The organism is Prolinoborus fasciculus (genome assembly GCF_056724605.1).
In genome coordinates this window covers 62,334-81,200 of the sequence record NZ_JBWZQN010000007.1, presented here as the reverse complement: position 1 = coordinate 81,200, position 18,867 = coordinate 62,334, and the positions used below count along the sequence as shown (strand labels likewise).

The window sequence follows — 18,867 nt, the reverse complement described above, 5'->3', positions numbered from 1 at the left end:
GATCACAGACCCATTTGCCACGCACATGCTGTTCCTTATAGAACTGTGCCGGTCTGAAATGCAGTTTTTCACTGATATCTTCGCCGATACGACGTAACTGGCAGCCACAACTGCATTGGGTTGATGCTGGTTCATGCTCAATACGAATGGTGTGTAGATGATCGGGCAGCAGTCGACGTTTAGGTTTATTTGCTTTGGCTTTGTGTGTCGCTGCATCGGTTTTATCTGCATTCAGCCGTTCCAGTTCCAGATCAACGGCTGCAATATCTTCTTCGACCGCTTCATCCCAGAGATGGATTTGTTTTGCAGTGAGATGTTCGTTTTTACTGCCGAATTTGTGCTGTTTAAATAGTGCGAGTTCATGCTCGTATTTTTGATTGAGAATAGAAAGATGTTGAACTTTAGAATCTAATTGCTGATTGGTGACTTCAAGATGTTGAACTCTGGCATCTAATTGCTGGTTTGATTGTGCTAGAGACTGATGCTGCAGCGCCAACTGCCTGGTGAATTCCAGCAGTTGTTCATGGGTCAGTTGGCTTAAGTCAGGCAGCGTATTCATGACCTCAGTATGCCTGAGGTCATGACGCAGAGGAAATAGAACGTTTGGAGAATAGCAGAATGCACCAACCTGGTTTAGAGCATCGTCACTACCTGCTGTTGTCCAATGCGCTGCCAGGGCAAACCCTGGATCAGTGCCTGTAACTGTTCCGGGCTGAGGGCTACGCTTTCACCCTGGTGAACTTTAGCCCAGTGAAATTTGCCCTGTTCCAGCCGCCGGGCACACAGCCAGATCCCCAGTCCATCATGCACCAGTACTTTCATGCGATGGCCACGTTTATTACAGAACAGGTAAGCACAATGCGGTTTGATGTAGCCAAAGGCTCTCACCACCTGAGCCATGGCCGTATCCATGCCTGCTCGCATGTCCATGGGCTGGGTAGACAACCAGATTTCATCGATACGGATCATGTTGCCAGTGCCTTGAGTAATTCTGCTAAAGCAGATATTTTTGATACTTGCCATTTCAAGCCAATTTCTGCTTTTGAGTGGGGTAAAGTAATTTGAACCGTTAACATGTCAGTAGGAGTAGGATCTAATGGTGCAGAGCAGGATAAGGCAATAAATGCAGGTTTATTCGGTAGTGGTGAGCGATCATTCCCTGGCTTAGCATCAATTAAGCGAATCCATTTGGATACGAGATTTGTATTCAATCCATGTTGCAAAGCGACCGAAGCAATTGAAACGTCCGGTGCTTTACAAGCCTGAACGATCTGCTGTTTAAATTCAGCACTGTATGTTCTTCGTTTTTTCGCAAGAGATGCGATGGATGTCTGGTGATTTGTAGTCATAAATTTTAGTCCCCACTTGTTTTTAAGTGGGGACTAAATTAAGGCTTATAGGACGAATTCATAAGGTGTGTTCAGCGGACGCTTACTGACATGATGCCAACGCAGTATAACTAAAAACAAAAAAGCGATGCCAGAGCACCGCTTTCGAGGAATTTTTAAAAATAATTACATTGGATAGTCTTGTAGACAGTCATAGACTTCTACCTGATCCAGACTACCAGTTTCCATTGCCAGACAAAGTGCCACAACTTTTAAAGTATCTGCCAGAGATTTTTCATCTTTCAAGGCAATACCTTGTTGTAATTCATTGATACGTTCTGCCGGAATTTCAAGGGCCTGAGCCGCTTCCACAGCATCTACCTGGTTAAAGAAGTGCAGAATTGCATCTTTCAGTTCTGCATCCGATGCATTTAAAATCCCTTGATTCAACTGTTCTGTAATGAGATCAGTCGAAGAAAATAAAGCTTTAGAGAAGTTTTGGACAAGATTTTGCCCAAGCACATCAGTCATCTTTAACATGGAGATACCTTCAACTAGAAAGGAAAATGGAGAGTACAGCCAATAGCAAAAGTGCTATAAATTGAATGAAAAATAATCTATTTCCGGGTGAATTGCAAAGCTTTCTGGGTGACTGTGTAGTCCTGCTAATATATGTTTTAGGGCTTGAAATATATAATCATAATAAAAATAAATGCTTAGAATCTAAGTATTTTTCGGTAATATCTTTGAAGTCTAAGTTTATATAAATTATCTAATGTTATTTTGTCGATATGCGCCTGGACTGACGCCAGTCCACTTTTTGAATGCACGATGAAATGCACTGGATTCCTGAAAATTAAGCTGATCGCTAATCTCTTGTAAACTTTGTTCAGTACGGGTCAGCAATTCAATGGCGGTATCCCGGCGTATCTCATTTTTTAACTGTTGATAGCTGACACCTTCACTTTTTAAACGCCGTTGCATGGTCGCTTCAGACATATTCATTTTTAAGGCCAGTTCATTCAGTTCCAGCCATTCTGCCGGTGAAACTTGCAGTAATTGACGGCGAATCTGGGTGCTCAAGGCATAGGGGTTTTTAAAACGCACCAATAAATTTTGTGGGGTTTGCTGAATAAACTGATACCAGGACTGAGCATCCTGTTTAATCGGCAATTGCAGATAGCTTGCATCAAATTGCACGTAATTTTCGCTGGCCTGATATTCAATCTGTTCACAAAAACGGACTTTGTAATCAAAATCATCTAGGGGTGCTGCGCATTTCAATTGAATCTGATTAAGCAAAATCCGTTGTCCACTTAACCAGCAGATCAGGGTATGAATCAGCATCAGATAAGTCGCATAACTAAACATGCGTTTAGTCTGTTGTAGATCATAAATCACGATATAGGCATAGTGTTCCTCAACCATGAGCGTGCTTTGCAGATCGTCCAAAACCAGGTTGAGAAATTGCAAAATATGTTGCAGCGCTTTTTCCAGTGTATCTGCCTGCATGACCATTTTCGAAAGTAATTTAAAACTACCACGACGCATGGCATGGCTGTCCATACCAAAAAATTCGTCATTCATGCTGTCTGCAAGCACAGTCCATAACTGGGCAAATTGGCTAACGGATACGCGTGCCTTGGGAGCATTCAATACTTCTGCTGGGATATTGGCTTTTTTTAGAATGTCAGAGATATCAAATTGCAGCCGTTTGGCATCCAGCAATGCTTCGTTCACCAGATCAATCGAGATGGTGCCTTTGCTATATTCCGGTGCAGGCTTATGCATATTCAGTCTGACATCCTTGTTTTCATTGTCCAAATACATCATGCAAGATGCAATATTTGGAAATTGTACAGAATAAAAACTCTGTTTACTCTGCATATTAAGTCGTATCTGAAATATAAAAATCGTTAGGAAATAAACATGAACATTCAGGGAAAAGTTGTTGTCGTTACAGGTGGTGCATCAGGTTTGGGTGCGGCTACGGCGACGCATCTGGTTGAACAAGGTGCCAAAGTAATTCTGGTCGATATGAATCAGGAGCAGGGTCAGGCATTACAACAACAACTGGGCGCACAGGCTGAATTTTTTCAGCTGGATGTCACCAATGAACAAGCCGTTGAAGCTTTCTTTGCTGAGGTCGAAAAGACTTATGGTCAACTGAATGGCCTGGTGAACTGTGCCGGTGTGGCACCTTCTGCCAAAGTCTTGGGTCGTAATGGTATCCATGAGTTGGCGATGTTTCAAAAAGTGCTGAATATTAATGTAAATGGTACGTTTAATATGCTGCGTCATGCGGCGGCTTTAATCGCAAAATATGAGCTGCAAGCCGGTGAAGAAGAACGTGGGGTGATTGTGAATACTGCCTCTGTGGCTGCTTATGATGGTCAGATTGGCCAGACTGCTTATGCTGCTTCAAAAGGTGCTGTGGTCGCAATGACCTTACCTTTGGCACGTGAACTGGCTCGTGAGGCAATTCGTGTCATGACTATCGCGCCGGGCATTATGGAAACTCCGATGCTGAAAGGCATGCCGCAAAATGTCCAGGATGCTTTGGGGCAAATGGTGCCATTTCCATCGCGTCTGGCCAAACCACAGGAATTTGCCCAGCTGGTGGGACATATCTTTGAAAATGGTTATTTGAATGGTGAAGTGATTCGTCTAGATGGTGCAATCCGTATGGCGCCAAAATAATTTTTTAAATAAACACATTTTCTCTGATTCATCAAAATGGCAATGACGTATCAGGGAAAGTTGCATGCTGAATTTGCCGAATATATCCAGAAAGCATCACATTTCTGGCAGTTAAAAAGTCCTTGCTAATGCTGGATAGAAAAAAATAAAGAAGGGAAATACCCGTGATTTTAAATGATGAACAAAAAATGATTCAGGACATGATGCGTAACTATTCGCAGCAGAAACTGAAACCGACAGCGGCCTTACGCGACAAAACGGCACAATTCCCAGCACAAGAACTTAAAGAACTCGGTGAGCTTGGCGCATTGGGTATGACAGTGGCTGAAGAATGGGGCGGTGCAGGTCTGGATTATGTGTCACTGGTCTTGGCGCTTGAGGAAATTGCCGCAGGTGATGGTGCAATCTCGACGATTGTCAGTGTGCAGAATTCTTTGCCTTGTGGCATTACTCAGCGTTATGGTACAGAGGAACAAAAACAGCAGTATTTAACTAAGCTGGCGACAGGTGAATGGCTCGGCTGTTTCTGTTTGACAGAACCTCAGGCTGGTTCGGATGCCAGTTCGCTGGAGTGTAAAGCCGAACGCGATGGCGATGAATGGGTGCTAAATGGTACCAAGCAGTTTATCACGACAGGTAAACACGCACAGATTGCACTAGTCTTTGCTGTGACTGATAAATCTGCAGGGAAAAAGGGTATTTCATGCTTTCTGGTGCCGACCGATGCACCGGGTTATATCGTGTCACGCCTAGAAGAGAAAATGGGTCAGCATTGTTCCGATACCGCGACCATCGTTCTGGATAACTGCCGGATTCCGGCTGCCAACCTGCTGGGCCAGGAAGGTGAAGGCTATAAAATTGCCTTGTCGAATCTTGAATCGGGTCGGATCGGCATTGCAGCACAATCAGTCGGTATGGCGCGGGCTGCACTAGATGCTGCAGTGGAATATGCCAATGACCGTAAAGCCTTTGGTGTAGAAATTGTGCAACATCAGGCTGTAGCGTTCAGGCTTGCAGATATGGCGACACAAATTGAAGCCGCACGTCAGCTCGTTTTGCATGCTGCAACATTAAAAGATGCAGGCTTGGCGTGTTTAAAAGAAGCATCGATGGCAAAACTGTTTGCATCGACTATTGCAGAAAGAGTCTGCTCGGATGCGATCCAGATTCATGGTGGCTACGGTTATGTCTCTGATTTTCCGGTCGAGCGAATTTATCGTGATGTACGAGTGAGCCAGATTTATGAAGGTGCATCGGATATTCAACGTCTGGTGATTGCACGTGAAGTATGTCAGCGCTGATTTTTAATTTAAAAAACAGACTTTGATTGATGTTCAAATCTGGCACTTACGTTGATGGATATGGAAATTGCAGGATTCAACTGAACATGATGATCTAAAGACATACAGTACGAATAATCGAAAAATAAGCCTTATTCATGTTCTAGCCCTAGGGCATGAATGCAGATTTGAGAAAGTATGCTGATGGAATCAGCAGGAACAACAAATACAAATGGACAAACTCAGGCAAGGTCGCCTGAAAACTACAACAGGAAAGAGGTTGTCGTCATGAAGACACTAGAACAGGCATATGCTGATTTTAATTTTGAAAATATGGTTCAAGAACATCTGGTTGGAAACGCAGAGAACATCAATGCGTATACCGAATGCTGTGGTCGCTACTTGGGTCAAAACCGAACTGCACTGATTTGGGAAGGCAAAAACGGAGACGCAGAGCAGTGGACCTTTGAACAACTGGCCGTGGCTTCAGGACAGCTGGCCAATTATATGCATTCTCTGGGTTTAAAGGCTGGTGACTGTATTGCAGGGTTGCTGCCAAGAACGCCAGCACTCTTAATTACTATATTGGCCACTTGGCGGATTGGTGCCATTTACCAACCTTTATTTACTGCCTTTGAAAGCAAAGCCATTGAACATCGTATCAGTACCGCCAATACCCAGTTGATCGTTACTGATGAAGAACAACGACTGAAACTCCATGATCTCAATGTTCCTAATATTCTGACTGTGCATCAGGCAGCAGCGGATAATTATCAAGATGCTGATTTCTGGACAGCCTTACAGCAACAACCGGAAGAGTTTGAACCGGTAAATTGCCAGTTTAATGATATTTTCCTGATGATGTTTACTTCAGGCACCACAGGTCTGGCGAAATCGGTTCCTGTGCCTTTAAAAGCGTTATTGGCCTTTAAAGGCTATATGCTGCACGCCGTAGATCTGCGAGATGAAGATTCCTTCTGGAATCTGGCAGATCCGGGCTGGGCGTATGGACTGTATTATGGCATTGCAGGGCCGCTCAGTTTAGGGCACAGCATCATCATGGATGAACGTGGCTTTAGTGTCGATAACGCCGTACAAATCATTCAAAAATATCAGGTCAGCAACCTGACTGGTTCGCCAACCGCATTTCGCATGTTCTTTGGCTTTAAAGAAAAATTTGATGCAGGCATCAGTTCGCATTTACGCGTGGTAAGCAGTGCTGGTGAGCCGCTCACGCCTGAAGTGATTCAATGGTTCAATCATGATTTAAATGTGAATATCTATGATCAATATGGACAGACTGAACTGGGTATGGTGATCGCCAATCATCATGGCCTGGAGCATTATAAAAAAGTCGGTTCAGCTGGTTTTGCCATTCCTGGGCATCGTTTTGCTGTATTGAACAAAGAACATCAGGAAGTAGAAAAAGGCGAGATTGGAACCTTGGCAATTGACTGTTCAGCTTCACCGTTGATGTGGTTTGAAGGCTATGCAGGTCACAACCGCAAGTCATTTGTCGTGCAGTATTATCTCACTGGTGATACCGTGAAGCTGAATGAATATGGCGGTATTGATTTTATTGGACGTGCGGACGATGTCATTACAACCTCGGGATATCGGGTTGGACCTTTTGATGTAGAAAGTACCTTGCTGGAATGTGAAGAAGTACTTGAATCCGCAGTCGTTGGTAAGCCAGATCTAGAACGAACTGAAATTGTGAAAGCCTTTGTGGTGCTTAAATCGGCTTATCCTGCTACTGAAGATTTAATGTTAAAATTGCAAAGTTATGTACGTTCACGTTTATCCAAACATGCCTATCCGAAAGAGATTGAGTTTGTGACATCTTTACCGAAGACATCGAGTGGCAAGATTCAGCGCAATTTACTCAAACAGCAGGAAGTTGCTAAACTTCAAGAGATAAAGCGAGTCAGCTAATTTTTCAAAATTCATCTTTTGATTGAATACTAAAAGGCTGCCATGGCAGCCTTTTGGTTTTTTAAGAAATAAATCTTCTACTCAAATTTTAGTTAGATATTGCGTCGATTTTCCCAAGTTTATATTTTTAAGAAAGCAGATTGAGGTAAGCAAAATTATATTTTTTATGTCATTACAGTAAAATTACATGAATATTTAAAATGAAATATATCAAAAATTTAGCCTCTTAAGATAAAGAGGCTAAATTTCATTCATTACCAGATATTGCCTTGTAGATTCACTTTTTGATGTTCTGCATGCGGTTCGCCCGCTTCACCAGTTACGCCGCCTTTTAAGGCTTTAAAAAGCTGGGTGACTTTGTTGTCTGTCACATTCCAATATTCTGCGCTGACTGCTTCAGCAATCAATACCCGTACGGTAGGATCATCTTTGCCTTCAAACCAGTTTTCAGCCCACGGATTCCACAACTGTTCAATCAGAATACGGTCAGTACTGATCTGGGCATGAGCACTGATCGATACATAAATACCATCTGATGGTTTTGCAAAGGACAGACCGATCTGACCACGGCCTGTTTCTGCTGCTTTGACCAGATCATTCGTGTTACGCAGAATAAAATATAAATTTTGACGTTCGTTCATCTGCTCGGAGTTCAGCATGGTCATCGGCTGGGAGTGTATTTCATGTGTGTCGGTTAAATGGCTGATCATGGTGTAACGGACATCCTTGATCAATTCCCATAATTTTTCACGATTATCATGTTGAGTATTGTTATGCTCGGTCACGTATGTTCTCCAGACGATTTTATGAAAGCTGAAAAGATTGCTTGGTATTTTCAGATTAATCATATTTGGAGACAGATGCCTTAGGTCTCACTGAACTCATACATTTTCATACTCAAATATAGGCAGAGACTACAGAATTGCTAAACAAGACAGCTCGATTTACAGGGAAATTCAATAACAAAGATTTTAAAAAACTTCAGGTCTGACACCTTTTATAAATGAGAAAGAGCTGTTTGCCGGAACCATTCAATTGAAGTGATTCAAAAAATCTTGCCAAGCCATAGCGGCTGCAGCTTGATACCGAGCGTTTAGCTGATATGCTATTTGCCTTAACGAGTGCCGAACCATTTATTGATATGCTGTAAATTGACTGTGAGATTGATATTCCAGAAATTTATCAGTACTTAAAAACTTCAGTAAAGTTAATTTTACGATCATTGTTAAAAATTTTTGAAACAAGGAAAGACGTTGTCTACATTTAACATGGATGCCATCTCCCCAGAATTTGAACTTACCGATGCTGAATTGCATCTATATAGCCGTCAGATTCTTCTGGATGGCTGGGATATTGACGCTCAAGAACGGTTAAAATTTTCTAATGTCTGCATTATTGGTTGTGGCGGGATTGGCTGTGCACTGGCAGAACTTCTGGCACGTGCAGGTGTGGGGAAAATTACCCTGATCGATCCAGATACCATCGAGATGAGTAATTTACAGCGACAACTGGCATTTATGCCGCAGGATATTGGATTTTATAAGGCAGAAACTCTGGCCAAAAGACTAAGTCAGGTTAATCCGAACGTACAGGTTGAATATGTGAATCAGGCCTTAACGGCTGAGAATGCAGCGCACTTGATTGAACATCAGGATCTGGTGCTGGATGGCTGTGACCAGTTTGCCACACGTTATCTGGTCAATCAGATCTGTGTTGAGCTGAATGTGCCATTATTGAGTGCTTCTGCGATTGGCTTGCAAGGCCAGCTGTTTATGGTCGAAGGGGATTCCGCCTGTTATGCCTGCCTGTTTCCGCCAGAAAATCAGGCCGATGAAAGTCTGCGCTGTGCAGATTCCGGTGTATTGGCGACCACACCGAATGTGATGGCCAGTTTGCAGGCACATCATGCCTTGTTATATCTGGGATTGGGCCAGATGCCACTCAGACAAAAGCTGTTGTTGTGGGATGGTATGAGCTTTAAGCAGCGGATTCTCGCTTTCGAAAAAGATACAGATTGCCCAATCTGTCAGGCAAGATAAGCCTGCAAAGTGAATTTTTTTTGCTACACTGCGTTTAATTAATTTTTCCTAAGACATTATGAAAAACAATATTTGGTTAGATGGAATACGTTCAGTTGCCCGTATGGGGGAAACAGCAGTCGTTGCGGCAAAGGCGGGCTTTAAATATGCCACTGAAAAGCCGAGCAATGCCAAACTCATGCGTGAAACTTTTGAATCCTTAGGTTCAACTTATATCAAGCTGGGTCAGTTTATTGCCAGCACACCGTCGCTGTTTCCACGTGAATATGTTGAAGAATTTCAGGGTTGTCTGGATCAAACTCCACGCTTGCCGTTTAGCTATATCCAGCAAGTATTGGCTTCTGAATTTACAGGACGTAATCTGGATGAAATCTTTGCATCGATTGATAAAACGCCGTTAGCTTCTGCATCTATTGCACAGGTGCATGCGGCCAAACTGGTGTCTGGCGAAGATGTCGTGATTAAAGTACAAAAACCGGGCGTAGAAACCATTTTGTACACTGACTTGAATGTGCTGCATTGGGCAACCAAGTTGCTGGAAAAAGCAGTCCCGAAAGTTAAGTTTGCTTCACTGGCTGACATTGTCGAAGAAATCAAAACCCGTATGGTGCGTGAAGTCGATTTTATCGAAGAAGCACAGAATCTGGATGATTTCGTTAATTACCTGAATATCACCAACAATCAGGCAGCCACTGCACCTAAGGTTTATCATCAATATTCGACCCGTCGTGTGCTCACCATGCAGCGTTTATACGGTGTGCCTTTGACAGATTTTGAAGTGGTCAAAAAAGTATCCAAAGATCCATCTCAAGTACTTATCACTGCGATGAATACCTGGTTTGGTAGCTTGATGATGTGTAACAGCTTCCATGCCGATTTACATGCAGGCAACCTGATGCTGCTCGAAGATGGACGTGTCGGTTTTATTGATTTCGGTATTGTCGGTCAGCTTAAACCTGAGGTATGGACGGCATGTATGGCATTTATGGATTCATTGCAACATACCAATTATGAGCTGATGGCACAAAACATGCTGAAAATGGGCATGACTGCTGTGCAGATTGACACCAAAGTCTTGGCTGCTGATCTGGAACGCTTATTTAGCGGTGTATTGATGGCGGATCCGCAGGAATTATTAACGTCCAATCCTGCTGACCTGAACGATATCATGATGGATATGGTGGCTGTGGGTGAACGTCACGGGATCCGGTTCCCGCGTGACTTTGCCTTGCTATTCAAGCAAATGCTGTATTTCGATCGTTTCATGCGAATTCTGGCGCCGTATACCGATATCTATGCCGATCAGCGTTTGCAAATGGTGCAAAGCATGGATCCGAACCTGCTGTTAAAGCATTAAAACCCTATCTAGACTTGGAAAAATCCCCCTAAATCCCCCTTTTAAAAGGGGGACTTTAAAAGCTCCTCCTTTTGTAAAGGGGCTTGAGAGGGATTTGGTTAGTACTAAATTCTCGAGCAATCCAATGGACGCCATTATTATTGAAGGTTTAAAGGTTGAGACAGTCGTGGGCTGCTTTAACTGGGAGCGTCAAATTATTCAGCCTCTAATGCTGGATTTGACCATTCAAACCGATTTAGAACAGGCATCAAACTCAGATGCACTTGCAGATACGCTGAATTATGCAGAAATTTGTGAGATTTCCAGCAAAGTCATTCAAGACGCCAAGCCTGAATTGATTGAACATGCAGCAAAGTTAGTGCTGAATGCACTTTTTACTACCTTTACAGCAATTGAATCGATTAATATTACGATCCGTAAGCCTGCCATTATCGCGCAAGCCAATTCTGTAGGAATACGTCTTGAACGACACCGAAACGATTTTCGCCCTAGCATTAGCGAGTAATTGTCATCCTCAGCAACATTTTCAAGCTGCACAGCAACGTATTTCTGAATGGGGAGAAGTTCAGTTTTCTCCCATTTATATGATTCCTTGCCGCGATGGCATCGGCGCAGATTACTGGAATGCAGCGTGTTTATTGCGAAGTTCGGTGTCTAGTGAAGGCCTGATTGAGCTGCTCAAACAGCTGGAACAGGCATCAGGGCGAGTACGTCCATCTCATCAGATTACTTTGGATGTTGATTTGATTGCCTGGGGATTAGATCTTCAACATATGCAGTTTAATGAAAAAAAGTTGCCCTTGGCTCTGGATGTGAAAGTGCCTATGTTTGATATCTGGCATGATGCCATGTTCGAACATGGATCACATAGCTTCCCAACAGTTGAACAGCTGATTTAAATCAAATCACCTAATTTTTTGCTAATACATTTTATCCAGTAAGAATAATTAACCCGCCTGATCAAGCCAGATCAGGCTTTTTTATGCTTCAGTTTTTTGTTTTAGATGAAAAGAAAAATTCAGATAAGATGGCTCAGGCGGAGTTTAGGAATCCTTTAAAAATGAAAATATTAGAAATCTTGGTTTCGGTGATTTTAATTCTTGGGATTCTTTATGTCATCCAATGGGGGGTTCATAGTTTTCCAACAGGCAATTAATGTTTGATTGATTTAAGGCTCTGGAATTTATTTTAAGTTCGATAAAAATCCTCAAAGCAGTAAAAATGCCTCATCGCTCTTTCACTTTTTCTTGTTATAAAAAATGATCAGCAATACGATAATGATCGCCAAGATGGCAAGAATGATCGTAGTTTCCATAACAATACCTCTCAGACATAGATCTTAGGTTTTAAACATCTAAATTAAAACCGAACATATATTAATTAAACTCAAGTTTTGTTAGAGCCGCTAATTCTTTGAAAAAAATATTTTTCAGTGATGTTAATAGAAGAACGGCTCAATCCTATTCTGTGTCTAACTAATAAATAAATATTTAGGCAACAGACACATTAAATAATGATCCGATCCACGCACTGAATAACATGGCGATAATTCCCCAGAGCATCACCCGAACTGCACCTCTCCACACACTTACTCCACCGGCATAGCTCGCCAGTGCACCCATCATCCCCAAACTTAAAACACCAATCAGCATGACGCCTTTATCCAGATAGTGTTCCGGTAAAATCATGATTGAAATTAAAGGAAATAATGAACCTACCGTAAATGCCATGGCGGAAGAAAATGCAGCGAGAAAGGGTTGGGCAGAGGTATGTGCTGAAATACCAATTTCATCCCGGGCATGGGCATCCAAGGCATTATGATCGGTCAGCTGTTCAGCGACCTGTTGTGCCAAAGCGGGTTCCAGACCTCGTTGTATATAAATCGTTTTGAGTTCATTTAACTCATGCGTGGGATGGCGCTGAAGTTCGCGCTCTTCCATGAGTAGATCATTGGTTTCAATATCTTGCTGGGATTTAACCGAAATATATTCACCAGCTGCCATCGAGGCAGCGCCAGAGATTAAGCCGGCAACACAGGTCACCAATAAAATTTCTGTGGATGCTCCACTGGCTGCGATACCCACCACCAGACTGGTGACCGAAATAATCCCGTCATTTGCCCCCAGTACAGCTGCACGAAGCCAGCCCGCACGTTCGATATAATGTTTTTCAAGATGGTATGAATGGCGCACAATGAAGCCCCTTTTTTATTATCATCATGATTATATTAAATTTAAGTCATGTATAGATAGTAGGATTGAATCGATCTGAAAATTATCTTGAATGATCAGCTCATCGTGCGCTTGGCTGAGCATTTTATCAATCTAAGATAAAATCGAAATGAGATTCATAATTTCAAGAAATCAGACGCACTTGATACATAATTGATTTGCAAATGGTAAAAATGACTCAAGCAAATCAAACATATCGAACAAAATAATAGCTGAGTGAGCCGGTTTAAAAAGAGAATTATCATGAAAGAAAAACATGAAAGCCATAAATGCTTGGTATGCGGCAAGCACTTTCTTCTGAAAAATCTCACTCCGATGGGAACAGTCAGAAAAGTCATTACTGAAGAGATTGCCAGGGATATTCCAGGCTGGACACCGCAAGATTATATTTGCCAGGCAGATTTAACCCAGTACCGCATACAGTATGTACATTCATTATTAAGTTCGGAAAAGGGGGAAGTGACTGATCTTGAGTTTGAAGTGATTCATAGCATGCATCAGCATGAACTGATCACCAAAAATGTGGAAACGAGCTTAGAGCAAAAGTGGACCTTGGGAGAAAGGCTCGCCGATAAAATTGCAACTTTTGGTGGAAGCTGGACCTTTTTGATTTGTTTTGCAATCTTCTTGGGCCTGTGGATTACGATAAATACTGTGGTGATGGTGACACGACCTACTGATCCTTATCCATTTATTCTATTGAATTTAATCCTGTCCTGTCTTGCGGCGATTCAGGCACCTATTATTATGATGAGCCAGAACAGACAGGAAGCAAAAGACCGCTTACGTTCGCAAAATGATTATCAGATCAATTTAAAAGCCGAGCTGGAAATCCAACACTTGCATGAAAAATTAGATCATCTGCTGCTACATCAATGGGAACGGTTGGCGCAAATTCAGGAAATCCAGCTGGACCTGCTTTCTGAAATGAGCAAAAAAGATTAAAGGAAGCTGTGGGGAATCTCTATTATTTTATAGAACTTATAAGCAATAAGATAACGATATCCCTTGAGCTGATAGATACCAGTGAGGATTTCAGATGTATTAAAAAGCCCACAAATGAGTGGGCTAAAATTAAAATAGTGGGATTTAAATAAAATAACTGGTTTTGGTCATCAACTTGGAAATGCCTGTCATGGCGATCTTAACTGGAACGGGTAGATCTACACCGCCAGCATTTAACGCTGTATCCCGATGATGCAGTTCATCTTCATTCATCTGTTCTAGAATACGACGAGAACGTTCATCCTGCGGTGGCAACTGGCTAAGATGATGCTGTAAATGCATGCTGACCTGACGTTCTGTTTCAGCCACAAAACCCAGACTGTATTTATCGCCTGCGATTCCGGCAATTGCACCCATACCGAAGGAAAGACCGTACCAGACCGGATTGAGCAGACTGGTATGGCTATCCAGTTCTTTTAAGCGGTTTTCACACCAAGCCAGATGATCCTGTTCTTCAATCGCTGCCTGTTCCATTTCGCGACGTACATTCGGGAGTTTCGCCGTCATCGCCTGACCATGGTACAGCGCCTGTGCGCAAACCTCACCACTATGATTGACCCGCATTAAACCTGCCACATGACGTGCATCACTGACGGTTAACTGTGTTTCTACCGGTTGGGCCGGATTTTCACGTTGGGCCGAAGTCGTGCCCGGGACTAGACTGCGTAATGCCTGGTCAAAAGAGTGAATCAGTTTATCGAGACCTGTATATTGACGCATGAATTAATCCTCCAAGGGCGCTTTTGCAGTTTTGATCATTGGTTTCAGCCGGTAAAGTAGCCAGAGAGTAAACAGACCGCTTAATACTGCGGTAATACAAAAAAGTATTTTAAGATCAAGCTCTAAAACACTTAAAATAATAATCGAGAATATAGCAGAAGATACCATGAAAACGGCATTCAGAATGTTATTTGCTGCAACCACACGCGCACGATGTGAGCGGGGAGAATGCGCCTGCATCATGGCATACAGCGGTACAATATAAAAACCGCCGCTAATTCCAAGTAAGGTGACGGCCAGCATCACATGATAATAGCTCCAGCCTTGCTGAAAGACATCTGCCAAGCCGATTAATGCACCTGTACGCTCCGGAACAAAGGCCAGACTCGCGGCCAGATACAGGGCAAAGATCACCAGACCGATCGCGCCAAAAGGCACCATCTTGATATTGACCTGGCTGGCACCAATTTTACGGCATAAGTATGAACCCAGACCAATTCCGACAGAAAAAAAGGTTAAGAGCAGACTGGCGACATTTTCAGATGCATGCAGATTTTGTAATGTCAGCTGAGGAATCTGGGTCAGATAGGTTGCACCATAAAACCAGTACCATGAGTTGCCCAGTAAAATGGTAAAAATCAGAGGTAAGCTTTTGGCATATTTCAAGGTCTGCAAGCTGGTGCGGAAGAAATTCCAGTCAACTTGCAGCTCAGGCGCGGGAATACTTTGTTTCAGGATATAGCGACTGGATATATAACCAATCAAGGCGATGCTGATGACGGTTAAACTGATCCAGATCAGGTTGCCGGCGGAAGCTGCAATGACTGCACCGCCCAGAATCATACCGAATAGGATTGCCAGAGAAGTTCCGGACTGAAACAGGGCATTGCCGGACATCAGTTCATTCGGTTTCAGGACTTCAGGTAAAATCGCATATTTGATCGGGCCAAAGAAAGTGGAATGGGTGCCCATCAGGAACAGGGCAAATAACAGAATCCATAAATTGCCCATGAGGAAACCGACAGTTCCCAGCAACATAATGGCAATTTCCAGAAGCTTGAGATAGCGAATCAGCTGTGAACGTTCGTATTTGTCGGCAATCTGACCGGCCGTGGCTGAAAAAATAAAATAGGGCAAGATAAACAGTAAAGCCGCCAGATTATTTAAAGTGCTGATGCTGGCCGATTGCTGTTGAATCCAGCCATAAGTAATGACCAGCAGTAACGCCTGTTTAAATACATTATCGTTTAATGCACCAAAAAACTGCGTCAGAAACATCGGTAAAAAGCGCCGAGAAGCTAACAAATGTTCATTTTTGTTCATATAGGCCGTGCTACATTAAGTTTTATTAAGAAATGTCAGTTATGCGTAAACATTGAGAAAAATCATGTAAGATACTTTCAGCCATGTAAAGGTAAAAACCAATTAATTAAGCTCCTTAGCTTATATTTTTCGGTCAAATAATCAATTAAAGAATGTATTCGTTTAGAGTTTGCTATGCCTGCAAAGAAAAATTTTAAAAAAACGATGCTAAATCGCAGTATGGGGCCTCTCATACCACAGCATAGTGGTATGCAGCTGTGTATGAGCATCTTTTTTATGATGTTATCCTATCAGAGCATGGCACAAACCGAACAGCCCGAAACACCTGTGGCCATTTCTCAGGCAGAAATGGTGGACGAGCTATCCAAAGAAGCGATTCGTCAGGGAGTGGCCACGTCCGAAACGGAAGCGGAAGAAAAAATCGAAGAAGCCTTGGAGCCTGAAGTTCCAGTGGACAGCATGTTGATGCTGGAACAACAGCAAAATGCAGGATCTGGTCTGGGTGAATTTACGCCGATCGAGTTTGATGATCTGGAAGATCTGCTAGTACAGACTATTGATCAGAACATGGCGAATGAAATTTACCAGGTAGCCGAGCAAGCCAAACAGGAAGCACAAAACTATCGCAATACTCAGACCAGCGAAACGGTGGTGGCCGATATCAGCCAGCAAGAACTGCTGGAAATCAATCAGGCGCCGGTTAATGTCGATCAGTTGATGCAATCGATTCAGGCTGACAGCCAGATTATTGTACAAAATAATGAAGCCGGATTGACCTTGCCAGAAGTGCCAGGTCAGCTTGTCGCTGAGGATGATAAACGTCCGAATCTGTTCAAACGGCTATTTTATAAAATCCGTCCTCCACGACAGATCATGACCGCAAGAGTTCCTCGCATTAGTGCAGATGTGGTGATCATAAATGGGCAAGGTGTTGCACAAAGCAACGGTATGCTGAATCGTAAAGATGTACCTGAAGGCCATCTGAATTTAAGAAATAATGTCAAAGCTAAATTATCCAGTTTTACCCAAGAGTCTTTTGGCGACTTTAATTCAGCTTTGCCACAATTACGCACCTTATCCAGACAGGCAGCGCAGGCAGTGGGCTATTATAATGCCCAGTTCAGGTTTGAAAAAATCTCTGACAGTCGGGTCCGGGTTTTTGTGACCCCAAATGAACCTGTCCTGATCAGCACTCAAAATATTGAATTTACTGGAGAAGGCGCCGAACAGCCACAATTCCAGGTCATCAGTCTTTTGCCTGAACAGGAAGAAGGCGATATTTTCAATCATGGCAATTATGAAAAGACCAAAGAACGAATCAATAATGCAGCCAATAACAACGGTTATTTTGATTCATTCTGGCGTCTGCATGATGTGAAGATTGCCCAGCCACAGAATACCGCTGATGTGAATCTGCGTTTTGAAACGGGTGACCGTTATAAATTAGGCAATGTCGATTTTAGAATGAGCGATCCTGAAAAGGAATTCCCGCTGGACCGAGACGTACTGGAAAGTCTGGTCACCTGGACAGATGGTGCAGATTATACCTTCTGGCGGGTCAATATCCTGGCCAACAACCTGACCAACTCACGCTATTTCAACTATACCCTGGTGGATGCGATTCGCCCCGATCCGCTTGATAAAGAGCTGGAACTGGCACCCGATATTCAAAGCCTGATTGAAGAACAGCAACGGGCTGAAGATCAGGTTGCGACGACGCCACCGGCTCGCTCGGTATCCTCTTCTGAGGAAGTGACCCAGAATGTTGTGGACGAAGACCAGTTTGCCGGTAGTCGCGATCAGGAAAGTGCAAATTTAAGAACTTTGCGGGTTGAGCAGCAAACCAAAGAGAATGAACAGGATCGTTTAAAAGTACAGGCACGGGAAGAGAAAAAGATTCCAGTGATTGTGACTTTAAATGCAGACCGTTTAAACAGTGCTGAAGTGGGTCTGGGTTATGGCACAGATACCGATATCCGTTTACGTGGTCAATATCGTCGTGCCATTGTGAACAAGCGTGGACATTCGTTTGATGCCAACATGGAGCTATCAGGTATCCGCCAATCCATTGATGGACGTTATAACATTCCCTATCACCATCCGCTGAATGACTATGTCAGTATTGTGGGGGGGTATGAGCGTGAAGAGCGTGAAGGTGTCGCACAGGGTGAAGGCCTGTTGATTGAATCGGCAGTCTTAGGTGCAGACCGGATTATCAAAAATCCACGTGGTAGCTGGCAACGGACTTTCGGCGCACGTTATCGTCTGGATCGCTTGAAGCAGGATGGTTCTGTCGACTTTAACCAGATTCCTGAAGCTTTTCGCTTTAATACCGAAGATGAACAGCAATCGCTATTAGTCGGTTATGAAGTGTCACGTACCGATAGCAATCGTCGGGTCAACCCAACCAAGGGTTTCAAACAGACTTATAAAATTGAGCTGGGCAGCGAGGCTTTATTGTCTGATGCGGATATGGCCATTGTGAATGCAGGCTGGCGTTTTATCTATTCACTGGGTGAAAATGCAGATCATCAGTTTGTGGGGCGTGCCGATGCAGGCTATATTTTCACTGAAAATTTTGCCAAGGTACCGTATAACCTGAGATATTTCACTGGTGGTGACCAGAGTATCCGTGGTTTTGACTACAAGAGCCTTTCTCCTGAAATTGAGGGCTTTAAAGTAGGTGGTCAGGCTTTGGGCGTGGCTTCATTAGAATATAATTATCAGTTCAAGGAAGGTTGGCGTGCTGCGGTATTTGCAGATGCCGGAAATGCCTATAATAAAGAATTCAATAATCCGACCGAATATGGCGCGGGTGTGGGTGTACGTTGGGCTTCACCGATTGGGCCTATACGTATAGATGTAGCGACTGGACTGTCTGATGACAATTATCCGATTCGTTTACATTTCTTTATTGGGTCACAGTTATAAAACATCATTTTAAAAAAT

At 43.2% G+C, this 18,867-nt stretch carries 19 protein-coding genes; 10 read left to right on the top strand and 9 right to left on the bottom strand.

What is annotated here, in order from left to right:
- The 5 genes from AC1P5O_RS02995 to AC1P5O_RS02975 form a co-directional block, all read right to left on the bottom strand.
- The coding region (locus AC1P5O_RS02995) for an IS66 family transposase (protein ID WP_171521934.1) at nt 1–559 on the bottom strand (559 nt) is incomplete at its 3' end.
- 74 nt (nt 560–633) lie between these two features.
- Complete coding sequence (gene tnpB, locus AC1P5O_RS02990) at nt 634–969, bottom strand: IS66 family insertion sequence element accessory protein TnpB (RefSeq protein WP_004282310.1); 336 nt, start codon at nt 967–969, stop codon at nt 634–636.
- Entirely contained in the window at nt 966–1,349 is a 384-nt protein-coding gene (gene tnpA, locus AC1P5O_RS02985) for an IS66-like element accessory protein TnpA (RefSeq protein WP_005094709.1), read from the bottom strand. The genes tnpB and tnpA overlap by 4 nt, the downstream gene beginning before the upstream one ends.
- Before the next feature lie 165 nt (nt 1,350–1,514).
- The gene (locus AC1P5O_RS02980; protein WP_004278774.1) at nt 1,515–1,868 is read right to left on the bottom strand and encodes a hypothetical protein; all 354 of its coding nucleotides are present in this window, start codon (nt 1,866–1,868) and stop codon (nt 1,515–1,517) included.
- Between the two features lie 228 nt (nt 1,869–2,096).
- Nucleotides 2,097–3,119, bottom strand: a complete 1,023-nt coding sequence (locus tag AC1P5O_RS02975; RefSeq protein ID WP_174893667.1) for an AraC family transcriptional regulator — start codon at nt 3,117–3,119, stop codon at nt 2,097–2,099.
- A gap of 138 nt (nt 3,120–3,257) precedes the next feature.
- On the opposite strand from AC1P5O_RS02975, the gene AC1P5O_RS02970 reads away from it, so the two are divergent.
- From AC1P5O_RS02970 to AC1P5O_RS02960, 3 genes are all read left to right on the top strand, one after another.
- On the top strand, nt 3,258–4,028 hold the full coding sequence (locus AC1P5O_RS02970) for an SDR family NAD(P)-dependent oxidoreductase (RefSeq protein ID WP_004278772.1): 771 nt from the start codon (nt 3,258–3,260) through the stop codon (nt 4,026–4,028).
- Nucleotides 4,029–4,192: 164 nt separating this feature from the next.
- The gene (locus AC1P5O_RS02965; protein WP_004278771.1) at nt 4,193–5,329 is read left to right on the top strand and encodes an acyl-CoA dehydrogenase family protein; all 1,137 of its coding nucleotides are present in this window, start codon (nt 4,193–4,195) and stop codon (nt 5,327–5,329) included.
- A 267-nt stretch (nt 5,330–5,596) separates the two neighbouring features.
- Entirely contained in the window at nt 5,597–7,243 is a 1,647-nt protein-coding gene (locus AC1P5O_RS02960) for an AMP-binding protein (RefSeq protein ID WP_004731435.1), read from the top strand.
- A gap of 254 nt (nt 7,244–7,497) precedes the next feature.
- Here AC1P5O_RS02960 and AC1P5O_RS02955 read toward each other — a convergent pair whose 3' ends face one another.
- On the bottom strand, nt 7,498–8,028 hold the full coding sequence (locus AC1P5O_RS02955; protein ID WP_004731434.1) for a pyridoxamine 5'-phosphate oxidase family protein: 531 nt from the start codon (nt 8,026–8,028) through the stop codon (nt 7,498–7,500).
- 468 nt (nt 8,029–8,496) lie between these two features.
- On the opposite strand from AC1P5O_RS02955, the gene AC1P5O_RS02950 reads away from it, so the two are divergent.
- The 5 genes from AC1P5O_RS02950 to AC1P5O_RS02930 all read left to right on the top strand — a co-directional run bounded on the left by AC1P5O_RS02950 (nt 8,497) and on the right by AC1P5O_RS02930 (nt 11,795).
- Nucleotides 8,497–9,282 (top strand): HesA/MoeB/ThiF family protein, encoded by a 786-nt coding sequence (locus AC1P5O_RS02950; protein ID WP_005266211.1) that lies wholly within the window; start codon nt 8,497–8,499, stop codon nt 9,280–9,282.
- 58 nt (nt 9,283–9,340) lie between these two features.
- Nucleotides 9,341–10,639, top strand: coding sequence for an ABC1 kinase family protein (locus AC1P5O_RS02945; RefSeq protein WP_004731431.1), 1,299 nt, complete (start codon nt 9,341–9,343; stop codon nt 10,637–10,639).
- Nucleotides 10,640–10,763: 124 nt separating this feature from the next.
- Nucleotides 10,764–11,144: a dihydroneopterin aldolase gene (gene folB / locus AC1P5O_RS02940; RefSeq protein ID WP_004645388.1), complete on the top strand. Its 381-nt coding sequence runs from the start codon at nt 10,764–10,766 to the stop codon at nt 11,142–11,144.
- Nucleotides 11,101–11,538, top strand: coding sequence for a 2-amino-4-hydroxy-6-hydroxymethyldihydropteridine diphosphokinase (locus tag AC1P5O_RS02935; RefSeq protein ID WP_004731425.1), 438 nt, complete (start codon nt 11,101–11,103; stop codon nt 11,536–11,538). The genes folB and AC1P5O_RS02935 overlap by 44 nt, the downstream gene beginning before the upstream one ends.
- Nucleotides 11,539–11,621: 83 nt before the next feature.
- Complete coding sequence (locus AC1P5O_RS02930; protein ID WP_004731424.1) at nt 11,622–11,795, top strand: hypothetical protein; 174 nt, start codon at nt 11,622–11,624, stop codon at nt 11,793–11,795.
- A gap of 334 nt (nt 11,796–12,129) precedes the next feature.
- Here the strand turns inward: AC1P5O_RS02930 and AC1P5O_RS02925 are convergent, their stop codons facing one another.
- Nucleotides 12,130–12,831 (bottom strand): VIT1/CCC1 transporter family protein, encoded by a 702-nt coding sequence (locus AC1P5O_RS02925; protein ID WP_005097209.1) that lies wholly within the window; start codon nt 12,829–12,831, stop codon nt 12,130–12,132.
- 282 nt (nt 12,832–13,113) lie between these two features.
- On the opposite strand from AC1P5O_RS02925, the gene AC1P5O_RS02920 reads away from it, so the two are divergent.
- On the top strand, nt 13,114–13,815 hold the full coding sequence (locus tag AC1P5O_RS02920; RefSeq protein ID WP_005103458.1) for a DUF1003 domain-containing protein: 702 nt from the start codon (nt 13,114–13,116) through the stop codon (nt 13,813–13,815).
- A gap of 144 nt (nt 13,816–13,959) precedes the next feature.
- Here AC1P5O_RS02920 and coq7 read toward each other — a convergent pair whose 3' ends face one another.
- Both coq7 and AC1P5O_RS02910 read right to left on the bottom strand, forming a co-directional pair.
- Complete coding sequence (gene coq7 / locus AC1P5O_RS02915) at nt 13,960–14,595, bottom strand: 2-polyprenyl-3-methyl-6-methoxy-1,4-benzoquinone monooxygenase (RefSeq protein ID WP_004278762.1); 636 nt, start codon at nt 14,593–14,595, stop codon at nt 13,960–13,962.
- A gap of 3 nt (nt 14,596–14,598) precedes the next feature.
- Nucleotides 14,599–15,918 carry an MFS transporter gene (locus AC1P5O_RS02910; RefSeq protein WP_348942170.1) on the bottom strand — a complete coding sequence of 440 codons (1,320 nt, stop codon included), beginning with the start codon at nt 15,916–15,918 and terminating at the stop codon, nt 14,599–14,601.
- A gap of 276 nt (nt 15,919–16,194) precedes the next feature.
- Here AC1P5O_RS02910 and AC1P5O_RS02905 point away from each other — a divergent pair, with 276 nt between their 5' ends.
- Nucleotides 16,195–18,849, top strand: a complete 2,655-nt coding sequence (locus tag AC1P5O_RS02905; protein ID WP_499005616.1) for an autotransporter assembly complex protein TamA — start codon at nt 16,195–16,197, stop codon at nt 18,847–18,849.
- The last annotated feature ends 18 nt before the right edge of the window (nt 18,850–18,867 follow it).